Source organism: Streptomyces sp. NBC_01551, assembly GCF_026339935.1.
In the GTDB taxonomy this organism is placed as follows: domain Bacteria; phylum Actinomycetota; class Actinomycetes; order Streptomycetales; family Streptomycetaceae; genus Streptomyces.
In genome coordinates this window covers 6,418,674-6,431,273 of sequence record NZ_JAPEPX010000001.1, presented here as the reverse complement: position 1 = coordinate 6,431,273, position 12,600 = coordinate 6,418,674, and the positions used below count along the sequence as shown (strand labels likewise).

Annotated in this window: 14 protein-coding genes; 3 read left to right on the top strand and 11 right to left on the bottom strand. The window is 73.6% G+C overall.

Annotation, left to right across the window (positions count from 1 at the left end; translation table 11 throughout):
* Positions 1-27: 27 nt before the first annotated feature.
* The gene (locus tag OG982_RS28955) at positions 28-1,014 is read right to left on the bottom strand and encodes a LysR substrate-binding domain-containing protein (protein ID WP_266949740.1); all 987 of its coding nucleotides are present in this window, start codon (positions 1,012-1,014) and stop codon (positions 28-30) included.
* 71 nt (positions 1,015-1,085) lie between these two features.
* Between OG982_RS28955 and OG982_RS28950 the strand changes: the two genes are divergently transcribed.
* On the top strand, positions 1,086-1,994 hold the full coding sequence (locus tag OG982_RS28950; protein ID WP_266949739.1) for a dihydrodipicolinate synthase family protein: 909 nt from the start codon (positions 1,086-1,088) through the stop codon (positions 1,992-1,994).
* A gap of 20 nt (positions 1,995-2,014) precedes the next feature.
* Here the strand turns inward: OG982_RS28950 and OG982_RS28945 are convergent, their stop codons facing one another.
* A complete protein-coding gene (locus tag OG982_RS28945) occupies positions 2,015-2,488 on the bottom strand; it encodes a DUF2000 domain-containing protein (protein WP_266949737.1) in 474 nt (157 codons plus the stop codon).
* 49 nt (positions 2,489-2,537) lie between these two features.
* On the opposite strand from OG982_RS28945, the gene OG982_RS28940 reads away from it, so the two are divergent.
* Both OG982_RS28940 and OG982_RS28935 read left to right on the top strand, forming a co-directional pair.
* A complete protein-coding gene (locus OG982_RS28940) occupies positions 2,538-3,230 on the top strand; it encodes an AraC family transcriptional regulator (protein WP_266949736.1) in 693 nt (230 codons plus the stop codon).
* A gap of 351 nt (positions 3,231-3,581) precedes the next feature.
* On the top strand, positions 3,582-4,343 hold the full coding sequence (locus tag OG982_RS28935) for a transglycosylase SLT domain-containing protein (RefSeq protein WP_266949734.1): 762 nt from the start codon (positions 3,582-3,584) through the stop codon (positions 4,341-4,343).
* On the opposite strand, the gene OG982_RS28930 is transcribed toward OG982_RS28935, so the two are convergent.
* The 9 genes from OG982_RS28930 to OG982_RS28890 all read right to left on the bottom strand — a co-directional run bounded on the left by OG982_RS28930 (position 4,340) and on the right by OG982_RS28890 (position 12,596).
* A complete protein-coding gene (locus OG982_RS28930; RefSeq protein WP_266781776.1) occupies positions 4,340-4,945 on the bottom strand; it encodes a response regulator transcription factor in 606 nt (201 codons plus the stop codon). The genes OG982_RS28935 and OG982_RS28930 overlap by 4 nt on opposite strands.
* Positions 4,942-6,108 (bottom strand): sensor histidine kinase, encoded by a 1,167-nt coding sequence (locus tag OG982_RS28925; protein WP_266781778.1) that lies wholly within the window; start codon positions 6,106-6,108, stop codon positions 4,942-4,944. The genes OG982_RS28930 and OG982_RS28925 overlap by 4 nt, the downstream gene beginning before the upstream one ends.
* 27 nt (positions 6,109-6,135) lie before the next feature.
* Complete coding sequence (locus OG982_RS28920; protein ID WP_266791643.1) at positions 6,136-6,852, bottom strand: ABC transporter permease; 717 nt, start codon at positions 6,850-6,852, stop codon at positions 6,136-6,138.
* Positions 6,852-7,769: an ABC transporter ATP-binding protein gene (locus tag OG982_RS28915; protein WP_266781780.1), complete on the bottom strand. Its 918-nt coding sequence runs from the start codon at positions 7,767-7,769 to the stop codon at positions 6,852-6,854. Before OG982_RS28915 ends, OG982_RS28920 begins: the two co-directional genes overlap by 1 nt.
* A gap of 87 nt (positions 7,770-7,856) precedes the next feature.
* Positions 7,857-9,539 (bottom strand): serine/threonine-protein kinase, encoded by a 1,683-nt coding sequence (locus OG982_RS28910; protein WP_266949733.1) that lies wholly within the window; start codon positions 9,537-9,539, stop codon positions 7,857-7,859.
* Positions 9,540-9,566: 27 nt separating this feature from the next.
* Positions 9,567-11,192 carry a peptide-N4-asparagine amidase gene (locus OG982_RS28905; protein WP_266949731.1) on the bottom strand — a complete coding sequence of 542 codons (1,626 nt, stop codon included), beginning with the start codon at positions 11,190-11,192 and terminating at the stop codon, positions 9,567-9,569.
* Between the two features lie 125 nt (positions 11,193-11,317).
* Positions 11,318-11,821: a ribonuclease E activity regulator RraA gene (rraA, locus tag OG982_RS28900; RefSeq protein WP_266781786.1), complete on the bottom strand. Its 504-nt coding sequence runs from the start codon at positions 11,819-11,821 to the stop codon at positions 11,318-11,320.
* An 86-nt stretch (positions 11,822-11,907) separates the two neighbouring features.
* Positions 11,908-12,174, bottom strand: a complete 267-nt coding sequence (locus tag OG982_RS28895) for a GlsB/YeaQ/YmgE family stress response membrane protein (RefSeq protein WP_266781788.1) — start codon at positions 12,172-12,174, stop codon at positions 11,908-11,910.
* A 134-nt stretch (positions 12,175-12,308) separates the two neighbouring features.
* Positions 12,309-12,596 (bottom strand): hypothetical protein, encoded by a 288-nt coding sequence (locus OG982_RS28890; RefSeq protein ID WP_266949730.1) that lies wholly within the window; start codon positions 12,594-12,596, stop codon positions 12,309-12,311.
* Positions 12,597-12,600: the final 4 nt, after the last annotated feature.

Sequence of the window (12,600 nt, the reverse complement as noted above, 5' to 3'; positions counted from 1 at the left end):
CGGGCGGGGCGCGGTGCGGGAGTTGTGTCACGCTTCGGCGCGCGGAGTGGCCAGTTCCGGAGGTACGGCGGTCCGCAGCGCCGCGCCGAAGGCGGTCACGGCGGGGTGCGCGGCGGCTCCGCTGCGGTAGGCGAGCATGGTCCGGCGTTCCATCAGCAGCCGGGTGAGGCCGACGCCGTGGTCGGCTCCGGTGATGCCGAGCTGCGGTACGACGGCCACTCCCTGGCCGGCCGCGACCAGGGCGAGGACGGTGGCGAACTCGTCGACCTGATGGCGGACGCGGGGGGTGAATCCGGCCGCCTGGCAGGCCCGTACGGTCATGGCGTGGCAGAGCGTGCCGGGAGTGGCCATGATCCAGGGTGCCTGCGCGTGCGTACGGAGAACCGCGCGCTGGCCGGAGCCCGCCCCGTCCGGCGCACCCGGCGTTCCCGGCGAGGCCGGCGTTCCCAGCGGGGCCGGCGAGGCCGCGGGAGCCGCCGGGGCCGCCGGGGCCGCCAAGTACATCGCCTCCCCGTACAGCGGCTCGGTGGTCAGGCCGGGCTCCTGCGGTGCCGGGACGAAGTCGTACTCGTGGACCAGGGCCACGTCCAGGTCGCCGGCCCGCAGCGCGTGCGCGACGGCCGCCGGGTCGGTCTCGGACACCATCGGCTCCAGTCCCGGGTGGCGGCGGGCGAGGTTCACCAGGGCTGCCGGGACGATGGCCCGGGTGGCGGTGGGGAAGGAGCCGATGCGCAGGGCGCCGGCGAGGCCGCTGCGCGCTTCGGCGAGATCGGCCTCGGCCTGCTCCAGCCGCTCCAGGACGGCCTCGGCGTGCCGGACGAGGCCCTCCCCGGCGGGGGTCAGCCGGACCCGGCGGCCGGTGCGCTCCAGCAGCGGCAGGCCGGCTTCCCGTTCGAGGACCCCGAGCTGCTGGGACACGGCCGAAGGGCTGAAGGCGAGGGCCTCGGCCACGGCGGCGATGGTGCCGCGGCGGGCGAGTTCGCGGAGCAGGCGCAGGCGCCGGACGTCGAGCATCGGCTCAGCTTACGGTTCGGGTAAGAAACGCGAACTGGATTCGACGCTTCGGGTGGGCGAGGCTCGACGGCATGGAAACGCGACAGGACACACGGCTCTCCCTGCACGGGATCCACGTACCGCTCATCACCCCGTTCACGGCGGCCGGGGACATCGCCGCCGACGCCCTGGAGGCCCTCGCCCACGAGGTGCTGGACGCGGGCGCGACCGGGATCGTGGCGCTCGGCACGACCGCCGAGACGGCCTCGCTCGACGAGGGCGAGCGGGACCTCGTCACGGACGTCTGCGCCCGGGTCTGCCGGGAGCGCGGCGCGCTGCTGACGGTGGGCGCCGGGGCGAGCGGCACGCGGGCCGCCGAGGCCTCGCTCACCCGGCTGGAGCGGTGGCCGACGGCGCGGGCCGCGCTGGTGACGGTGCCGGCCTTCGTACGGCCTTCGGCGGCGGGGGCGCTCGCGCACTTCGCCCGGCTGGTCGAGGTGAGCCCCGTACCGCTGGTCGTCTACCACATCCCGTACCGGACCGGGCAGCCGCTGGACGCGGCGCAACTGCGGGCGCTGGGGGCGCTGCCGGGGGTGGCCGGGGTCAAGTACGCGGCCGGGGGCATCGACCAGGACACGGTGGCGCTGCTGGGCGAACTGCCGGACGGGTTCCAGGTGCTGGCGGGCGACGACGCGTACGTCTCGCCGATGCTCGCCCTCGGTGCCACGGGCGGGATCCTGGCCTCGGCGCACCTGGCGACGGCCCGCTTCGTGGAGCTCGGACAGGCCTGGGCGGCGGGCGACGTCCCCCGGGCGCGGGCGCTGGGCCACGCGCTGGCGCGCCTGTCGGCGGCGGCCTTCGCGGAGCCCAACCCGACGGTGATCAAGGCGGTCCTGCACGCGCGGGGCCGCATCCCGACGGCGCACGTCCGCCTTCCGCTGCTCCCGGCGAGCGACGCGGCGACGGCGGAAGCCCTGCGCGTGCTGGACGGCCGGCTCTGACCCAGGGGCCCCGGCCGGGGTCAGGGGTGCATCCGGGCGCCCTTGAGCACCTTGTCGACCGCGTTGCGCGGCCCGTGGACGGCGATGCCCACCAGATCCAGCCGCTCCCTCCCCACCGCCCGCACCGCCGCGCGGTTGTCCCGGTCGTTGCCGGTGGCGAAGAGGCCGGACGTGAACACCGCGAGGGGAAGCGACCGGGACAGGGCGCGGCCGTGCGCGGCGGCCAGCGTCTCCTTCGTGCCCTCGAAGACGAGGACGGGCTGGCGGAACATCGGCAGGTACGGGGTGCCGTCGGCGTCCGCGTACGGTTCGCCGATCACCTCGGGCCGCTCCGAGCCGAGGCCGCTGACCAGGAACGCGGTCACGTTCAGGCGCTGCCAGGTCTCCAGGTCCTCGCGCAGCAGTACGGCGATCTTGGTGTCGAAACGTACCGGAGCGGTTCCGCTGCCGGTGTCGGTCTTGGTGTCGGTGTCGGTGTCGGTGTCGGTGTTCATGATCCGAGACTGCCGAACCCCGCGCCGGGCGGTCTTGTACGTTCCTTGCATGGTGGCGGGTCGGACGGACGGGCAGCGGGTTTCCGCGTGGCGCCCGCACGTCCCGGGGGTGGTGGAGGTCTTCCATGCCCGCTTCACCGAGCACGCGTACCCGATGCACGTCCACGACGTGTGGACGCTGCTCATCGTCGACGACGGGGCGGTCCGCTACGACCTGGACCGGCACGAGCGCGGCACTCCGGGCGACACCGTGTCCCTGCTCCCGCCACAGGTGGCGCACAACGGCTCGCCCGCGACCTCCCACGGCTTTCGCAAGCGGGTCCTCTACCTGGACCTGACCCAGCTGGACGAGGGCCTCATCGGCGCGGCGGTGGACGGGCCCGATCTCGTCGATCCCCTCCTGCGCCGACGCGTGGCCCGGCTGCACACCGCGCTCGCGGACCGGGGCGACGAGCTGGAGGCGCAGAGCCGCCTCGCCCTGATCCGGGAACGGCTGCACACCCACCTGCGGCCCCGGCTGGTCACGCGCCCGCAGCGGCCGGATCGCGGTGTGGCGCACCGCCTGCGGGAACTCCTCGACGAACGGCTGCACCAGGGGGTGACCCTGGACGAGGCCGCGAGCCTGCTGGGCGGGCAGCCGCCCGGGGAGGTGGCGGTCGCGGCCGGCTTCTACGACCAGTCGCACCTGAGCCGGCATTTCAAACGGCTCGTGGGCACGACTCCCGGCCGCTTCGCCCGCTAGTGGGCGATTCGCCACTATCAGGCGAGTCGCCCGAATCGGCACCAGGGAAGGGCGACTTGTCCGAATTCATCCCTCGCACCCTTAAACCGTGATGTGAGTCACGCGGAACGCGCCAACATCATTTTCCCGAAACGACCCATTCCCTTATCCCGGAAAGAGATTTGAGCTTCCGGCGAAGGTGCCTTCATGGTCATTTGACGGACCTATTCCGGGAAGTCGATCTCCGGGGGAAATTCCAGTCTTGTTCCCGCCCGGAGGAAAGGCCTACGGTCACCATCATTCCCGGTGGCCCCCTGCCGAATCCGGCCGCCGCCCGGAGTCTCCCGTACCCCCCACGTGAGGAATTCCGCCATGCCCGCAAAGGCTAAGCACCGTCGGCCGAAGCAGCACCCGATCGCCCGCAGGCTGGCATTCGCCGGCACGGGCGGCGCGGCCCTCGCCCTCCCGCTGATCAGCACGACCACCGCCGGGGCGGCCGTCACGCAGCCCGCCAAGATCGCCTCCGTGACCGCGGTCACGCCCGCGTCCGCACCCGCGGTCGCGCCCACCGCGGAAAAGGCCGCCGCGCCCCTCACCTATTCCGTGATCGGCGGCGACACCCTTTCCAAGATCGCGGTCGAGCATTCCGTAAGCGGCGGCTGGCAGGCACTTTACGAGGCCAACCGGAGCTCCATCGGCAGCAACCCGTCGATCATTCAGCCCGGCCTCAAACTGAAGCTCGGCACGGCGGCCAAGGCCGCCGCCGCGCGGGCCACCGCGACGGCGGCCAAGCCCGCCGCCGCCACCACCTACGCGAACAATCTCGACGGGTGGATCCGCCAGTCGCTGGACGTCATGGCCAAGCACGGGATCCCCGGCAGCTACAACGGGATCCACCGCAACGTGATGCGCGAGTCCTCGGGCAACCCGCTGGCCATCAACAACTGGGACTCCAACGCCGCCGCCGGCATCCCCTCCAAGGGCCTGCTCCAGGTCATCGACCCGACGTTCCGGGCCTACCACGTGCCCGGCACCTCCACGGACTCGTACGACCCGGTCGCGAACATCACCGCCGCCTGCAACTACGCGGCCGCCCGCTACGGCTCGATCGACAACGTCAACGGCCCGTACTAGAGCCATCCTTGGCGACGGGCCGCGCGGACCGCTTCCATGCGGTTGCGGGTGCCCGTCTTGCCGATCGCCGAGGACAGGTAGTTGCGTACCGTCGACTCGGACAGGAACACCTTCGCCGCGATGTCGGCCACGGTCGCCCCGTCCACCGCGGCGTTCAGCACGTCCCGCTCCCGCGCGGTCAGCGGGTTCGGTCCGGCACTGAGCGCGGCGGCCGCGAGTGCGGGGTCGATCACCGTCTCCCCCGCCAGCACCCGCCGTATCGCGGCGGCGAGTTCCTCCACCGGGCCGTCCTTGACCAGGAACCCGGCGGCCCCGGCCTCCATGGCCCGGCGCAGGTAGCCGGGCCGGCCGAAGGTGGTCAGGATCAGCACCCGGCAGTCGGGGCACCGGGAACGCAGGTCGGCGGCGGCGTCGAGGCCGCTGCGGCCGGGGAGTTCGATGTCCAGGAGCGCCACGTCGGGCCGGGCCTCCAGGGCGGCGGGCACGATCTCGTCCCCGGCGGCGACCTGCGCCACGACCTCGATGTCCTCCTCCAGCCCGAGCAGCAGGGCCAGGGCGCCGCGCATCATGCCCTGGTCCTCCGCCAGCAGGACCCTGATCATCGACTCTCCTCGCCCCGGTCCGCCGGCTCCACCGGGAGTTCGGCGGTGACCCGGAAACCGCGGCCGGGGGCCGGGCCGCTGTCCAGGGTTCCACCGGCCGCCGCGAGGCGTTCGGTGAGGCCGGTCAGGCCACTGCCCGGCGGGGTCGAGCCTACGCCGCCCCCGTCGTCGGTGATCACCAGGTGGACCCGCTCGGCGGAGCTCCGCACCTCTATCTCGCACAGGGCCGCGCCGCTGTGCCGGATCACGTTGGTGGCGGACTCGCGGACCACCCAGCCCAGCAGCGCCGCCGCCTGCGGGGGCAGCGGGGGTCCGGACTGCCGTACCACGGGCTCGATGCCCGCCGCCGTCAACGCGCCCCGGGCCCGGTCGAGTTCGGCGGCCAGACTGGCCTCCCGGTAGCCGGTGACGGCCTCCCGTATCTCGGTCAGCGCCTGACGGCCGACCGACTCGATGTCGCGGACCTGGGCGAGGGCCGCGTCCATGTCGCGGGGCGCGACCCGGCGGGCCGCCTCCGACTTCACCACGATCACCGACAGGGTGTGGCCCAGCAGGTCGTGCAGGTCGCGGGAGAAGCGCAGCCGCTCCTGGTCCACCGCGGCGCGCGCCAACTCCTGCCGGGTGTCGCGGAGTTCCTTCACGGTCTCGGAGAGCGCCAGGATGGCCGCGGTGACCGTGCCGGACACCAGCGTCCCGTACACCACCCCGACCGCGTCCCAGCCCTCCTGGTACACGGCGACCGCCGTGGCCGTCGCCGTGACCACGAACAGCGCGGGGCCGAGGCGCCGACCCCGGACCACGGCGCCGGTGGCGAGTCCCACGAGCGGGAAGAAGAGCAGCCAGTTGCCCCCGTACGCCACGGCGAGCGCGAAGGTGACCAGGCCCAGCGCGACCAGGCACCAGCGGGTGGCGGCGGATTCGCGGGCCCTGCGGTCGAAGGCCCGGAACACCAGGGTGACGTAGAGGGAGTTGAAGGCGAGCAGCCCGGCGACGCCGATCCAGGGGTTGGGGGTCTCACCCTTGACGACGTTGGAGATCGCCCCCATGCCCAGAAGCAGCCAGGGCAGCAGGGCGAAGCCCCTGGGCGTGCCGATCGGGCCCGTACCGCCGTCGCGGCAGTCCTCCTCGCGGCGCGCCGCCTTCCGTCCGCTCGCCCCGAACATGCGTGTTCCCCGTTCCGTACCCATGGCTTACACCGTCTCCGCGGACCGACGGTACGAGAGGACCGCGTACGCACCGAACAGCAGGGCCCATGCGGCGAGCACGGCCACCGCCGTGAGGCCGGGGGCCGCGCCGGTCGCGAGGGACCGGCCGACCTCGGCGAACCGGTGGCCGGGGGTGAAGCCGGACAGCGAGCGCAGCCAGTGCGGGAACAGCTCGACGGGGAACCAGAGGCCGCCTACGACGGAGAGCGCCAGGCTGCACCCGACGTTGACCAGGCCGGTCGACTGCGCGGTGAGGCGGTAGCCGTTGCCGAGGCCGAGCAGGGTGAAGGGGAACGCGCCGATCCACAGGACGAGGGCGACGGCCGCCCACTGCCAGGCGTCGAGCCGGACCCCGTTGACGAGGGCGCCCGCCGCGAGCACCGCGAGAACGGCCGGGAGCACGACGATCGAGCCGGTCAGTGCCCGCCCGGCCACCACCTGGCGCGGGGTCATCGGGGTGACCCGCAGCTGGCGCAGCCACCCGACGCCCTTGTCCTCGGCGACGCCGGTACCGGTGCCGAGGGCGGCGCCGAGGGCTCCGTAGGCGGCCATCGCGACCATGGAAGCCGTTCGCCACTCGGCGTCGACGGTACCGAGGTTGGTGAAGAGCAGGTACATCAGCACGGGCATGCCGATGCCGAAGACGACGTAGGCGGTGTCGCGCAGTGCGCGGCGGACCTCGAGACGGACGTAGGCGGAGATCATCGGGTGTCCTCGGTGGCGGTGGTCAGGGCGAGGAAGGCCTCGTCGAGCGATGCTTCGGTGACCCGGAGGCCGCGGACGGCGCCGAGCCCGGCGAGGGCGACCACGGTGGCGTCCGGGTCCAGCGTCCGCAGCCGCGCACGGTCCCCGCGCACTTCTACGGAGACCACCCCGGGCAGCCCGGCCAGGTCGCCGGAGGGGCGGCCTGCCAGGTCGAAGGCGACCAGGGCTCCCCCGGCGGCGCTGCGGAGCCGCTCCCCGGTGCCGTCGGCGACGATCCGGCCGCGGTCGACGACCACGACGCGGTCGGCGTGGGCGTCGGCCTCCTCCAGGTAGTGCGTGGAGAACAGGACGGTGTTGCCGCGCAGGGCGTAGGCCCGCATCGACTGCCAGAAGGCGCGCCGGGCCTCGACGTCGAGGGCGGCGGTCGGTTCGTCGAGCACGATCAGCTCGGGGTTCCCGGCGAGGGCGACGGCGAAGCGGACGCGCTGCGCCTGACCGCCGGAGAGCCGGTCGACGCGGCGGCCGGCGACGGCGGTGAGGCCGGCGAGGTCCAGGGCCTCGGCGACGGACATCGGGGCCGGGTAGGTCCGGGCGACGAACGCGAGGAGTTCGCGGACGGTGATCCGGGGGACGGCGCGTCCCTCCTGGAGCATCGCGCCGACCCGCCCGGCCCGTACCGCCTCGGCGGGGGCCGTCCCGAAGAGGCGGACGTCGCCCGCGTCGGGCCGGTCCAGGCCGAGGAGCAGGCTGATGGCGGTGGACTTGCCGGCGCCGTTGCGGCCGAGCAGGGCGACGCTCTCGCCGCGCCGGATGTCGAGGTCGATGCCCGCCAGGGCCCGGACGGCGCCGAAGGACTTGGCGGCGTGCCGGAACCGGACCGCGGGGGCGGGTTCCTTCGTGGTGTGCTGCTGCATGTCCGCCACGCTATGGAACGGGGCGGGCAGCGCATCAGATCCGCGTGTACGGACCCGGGCAGGACAAATGTCATGCCCGGGGAACCGTCAGGAGGCGACGACCTTCTTGATCTTGCCGTCGATCCCGGCGAGGACGTAGCCGCCCTGGCCGTACTCGTCGCTGAGGTAGGGCCGCATGCAGGGGACCTCGTCCATCATCCAGGGCTCGACGATGACGTACCGCGTAGTGGGGTTCGGCATCTTGAGTTCCTTCTTGGACTGCTCCATCAGTTCGGGGAGGGCGTCCCAGCTGACCTTGGACATGTCGATCAGCGGCTCGTCCTCGTCGACCGTGCCGTCGGGGCCGGTCCGCTTGGCCGCGCCGTCGCGGTACTGCCACGCGTCGACGGTCTTGGCGTCGGGCGCGGTGGGGATGGAGGCGAGCACGTACCCGTCGTAGATCCGCAGGTCCACGAAGGTGGTGGTGCCGGTCTTCTCCTTGAACGCCGCCAGCGCGATACGGATGTTGGCGGGGGTGAGCATGCTGCCCTTGGCCACGGTGGCGGAGCCGGCCTCGGAGGCGCTCGCCTTCGGGCCGGGCGTGGAGCCGCTGCCCGAACCCGAGCCCGAAGCGGAGACGGAAGCGGAGCCGGAAGCGGAGGCCGAGTGGGAGGCCGTGGAGCCCTTCGCGTCGCTGCCCGAACCGGAGCCGCCGTCGGGGAGCGCCTGGACGATGCCGATCACGCCGCCGGTGATGGCCACCGTCAGCAGGGCCGCCATCAGCGCCGGACGCCGGCGCGGGGTGCGCGGCGCCGCGACGGGCGTGGTCGGCGAGTAGGGGGATCCGCCGCCCGGGGTGAACGTCGGCGCACTGAACGGCGGCGGGGTCGGCGGCCCGTACTGACCGAGGAGCACGGGCGGCGTGACCGGCGTCGCCCCGCCAAGAGCACTGCTCGCATTCCGGAGCAGCAGTTCCAGCTCCTCGGCGTCGGGCCGCGCGGCAGGGTCCCGTACCAGCAGCCGCTCCAGTACGGGCCCCAGCGGGCCGGACCGCACGGGCGCGGGGATCGGGTCGTCGAGCACGGCGACCACGGTGGCCAGGCTGCTGGCCCGGCGCATCGGGTTCGCCCCTTCGGCAGCCACGTACATCAGCATGCCGAGGGACCACAGGTCGGAGGCCGCCAGCCCCTCCTCCCCGCGCACCCGCTCGGGCGCGATGTACTCGGGCGAGCCGATCAGCACCCCGGTGGAGGTGAGCGCGGTCGAGCCGTGCAGGGCCGCGATGCCGAAGTCGGTCAGCACGGCCGAACCGTCGGGCCGCAGCAGCACATTGGCCGGTTTCACATCGCGGTGGAGCACCCCTTCGGCGTGCGCGGCCCGCAGCGCGGACAGCACGTCGAGCCCGAGCCGCAGCACGTCCGCGACCGGCATCGGCCCGGACTCCAGCCGGTCGTGCAGGGAGCCGCCCTTGACGAGCTCCATCACGATCCACGGGTGGCCCTCCACCCCGTCGGCGGGCTCGACGATGTGGTGGATCGTCACCACGTGCGGGTGCGCGAGCCGGGCCAGCGCCCGGGCCTCGCGGATCGCGCGTTCGCGCAGCTGGGTGGCCAGCCCGGGCTGCGCGGCGGCGGTCGCCGGGTCCGGCGGGCGCACCTCCTTCAACGCCACGTCGCGGTGCAACGCGATGTCGCGGGCGCGCCACACCGTGCCCATGCCTCCGGCGCCCAGCGGGCTGATCAGTTCGAATCGGCCATCGACCAGCTGTCTGCCGGCCTCACTCGTGTCCATGGCCGGTCATCGTAGGCGCCCGCGGTGTCAGCAGCGGCGGCGGTCCACCGTCACGGCGCCCTGTGCGGTGCCCACCGTACGGTCGTAACAACCGCCCGACACTTCCGACCCGTACAGGCGGTAGCGCGCGGTGGTGGTGCCGACCGCGTGCCGCTGGTCGCGCGGGACGTTCGTGGTGTAGGTGGCGTCGCCCGTGTACCGGTCGTCGAGCCGGGAGGAGTCGACCGGTCGGCCGCCGCGCAGGGTGACGGTGTCGGCGCGGTCGCCGAGCGAGAGGACGGTGCGCAGCCGGTCCCCGGTGCCGAGGGTGGTCGCCCCGTCCATGGTGTACGTGCGCTCGGTGCGGGTGGTGGTGGCGCCGCGGGTCACGCTCTCCCGGTCGGTCCAGGTCGCGGTGAGCGCGTCCCGGCTCTCGCCGTCGGTCCAGCGGTGCACGGACGTGTTGCGCACGTCGCGGGTGACGGTGGTGGTGACCCTGCCGTGGGAGGTGTCGAGGTAGCCGGCGACGGTGAGGCGGTGGCCGCCCTCGGTGTCGAGGCGGTGCTCGGCGGCGGGGGTCCAGCGGGAGGAGTTGGCCGGTTCGCCCTCCTCGTGCCGGGTGAGGGCGCCGGTGACGACGGCGCGTCCCTCGTCCTGCCACAGCAGCAGGTTCGTCGGGGTGCTCCAGCCGCTCTGGCCGGCCGGGACGCCGGCGACGGAGACCTCGATCCGGTGCGGGCGGCCGTCGTTGAGGAGCGCGGCGTAGGGCGTGAGGTCGTACAGGACCGGCTGGACGTCGAAGGCGCGGGGCCCTGGCGTCACGTACCACAGGAACGGGTTGGACCACCCGCCGGTCCACACGGTCGGGAAGGGCGCGGCGATCCCGGCGAGCTGTCCGTCGACAAGGACGCGGACCTCGCGGTAGGGGCCGTCGGCGGCCTTGCAGGAGTACGGCGCCGCGTCGGGGGTGGTCATGTACCAGTACTCCTCGCACCCGCCGCCGGAGCCGGTGGCGTAGACCTCGGCGAGGATCCGTTCACTGTTGCGGGGAGTCGTGACGGCGCCCGGATCACCGAGCGGCAGGACGCGGTCCGGGGTGTCGGGGCCGGCCCCGGCGTAGAACGTGAGGGTGACCTTGACGTCGATCACGCCGGTGTAGGTCTCGTTGACGACGTTCCCGATCAGCATCTCGACGGGCTGGGGCCGGCCGAGCGTGTCCCGGTAGCGGGTGACGTCCTTCTCGACGGACCAGGTGATGCCGTCGGGCGAGGGCTGCGGGGTGGAGGTGCGCAGGATCTCGACCCCGCCGAGCGAAAGGTGGCCGAGGCGGTCGTACTGGCGGCCCTTGACCTTGCCGTCGAGCCGCAGCACGACCTTGCCCCAGCGGCCGGAGCCGCACGCGGCGGGCGGGGTGTAGCTCCCCCGGTACGGGGTGAAGTCCCGGAACTGCGCCTCGGCGAGGACCACCTCGCACGCCCGCGTCGAGGGCCGCTCCACCGCCGGCCCCGCGCTGACCGGGTCGTGCCAGTCGCTCCCGAACTCCGGCGGTACCTCCGCCCCGCCGCGCACGGCGCTCCCCTGATCGGAGGCGGCCGCGCCGGCGGGTCCCGCCCCGGCCAACGTCCCCGCGGCGAGCGCGAGCGCGCCGAGCAGGCCCATGATGTGTCGTCTCATGGCCCCGCAGTGAAACCGGCCCCGCGCCACCCCCGCCAGGGCCCCCGCCCGGCCCCTGGCTTGATCTCGCCCACGCCCGAACCGGCGCGCGACGGCGCGCGCGAGCGTGGCCGGTCAGGATCCGGTCAGGAGCCGGCTGGGAGGACGGCCACGCCGTCCTCGTCCGCGTAGACCGTGTCGCCGGGGTGGAAGACGGTGCCGCCGATCGTGACCGGGGCGTCGGCGACGCCCGCGCCGGTTTTCGCGCTCTTGCGCGGGGTGGTGCCCAGGGCCTTGACGCCGAGGTCGAGACCGCCGAGCGCGACGCTGTCGCGCACGGCGCCGTTGATGATCAGGCCGGCCCAGCCGTTGCGGACGGCGGCCCCGGCGATGAGGTCGCCGATCAGCGCGGTCCGCAGCGAGCCGCCGCCGTCCACGACGAGCACCGCGCCCTCCCCCGGAGTGTTCACCAGCTCCCGCAGCAGGGCGTTGTCCTCCAGGCAGGACAGGGTCCGCACCGGCCCCGCGAAGAGGCGGCGCCCGCCGAAGCCGCGGAACCCGGTCGCGCAGATCGCGAGGCTCTCGCCGTGCTCGTCGTACAGGTCGGCGGTCGCAACGGGGACGACCGGGGTGGCGGGGGTGATGCTCATGATGCTCTGGGCTCCTCACAGCTCGTGCGTCGCGCCGTGCGCGCCCAGCCTAGGCCCTGTCGTCCAAGTGGTGTGGCCGCGCGGCCTCAGTCGCGGGAGTTGCCGAACAGGATGCGGTAGCCGATCAGCAGCACCAGGGAGCCGGCGATGGCCGAGCCCCAGGTGGCGAGGTCGAAGAACTCGTTCTGGATCGGCCGGTCCAGGAACTTCGCCGAGAGCCAGCCGCCGATGAAGGCTCCGGCGACGCCGATGAGGGTGGTGCCGATCAGGCCCCCGGGGTCCCGGCCGGGCAGCAGGACCTTGGCGATGCCGCCCGCCAGCAGCCCGAGGATGATCCAGCTGAGTATGCCCATGCCCGTCCACTCCACTCTGGTCCGTCACGCGTACCCGTACGCGCGCTCACCAGCGAGGACGCGGATCAGCCCCGAGCGGTTCTCGGCGGAGCCGGATCCCGGTGGAACGGGATCCCGGTGGAACGGGCGGGACCTCAGCGTCCCCGCGAGAGCGTCACCAGGGCCAGACCGACCCCGGCCCCCACCCCCGCCGCCATGACCCCGCAGCGCGAACGCCACGACATCACCGACCACGACGACTGCGCGGAGAGCAGGGAGCCGACGCTCAGCCAGGAGCCGACCGAAGCCACCGACAGGGCGCTGCCGACCGAGCCCACGGACAGCACCGAGCCGACCGACCCGATGGAGAGCACCGATCCCTTGGACCACAGCGAGAGGAACGATCCGTCATCCGCGCAAGCCGTACCGGCGACACCAGGCATGCGT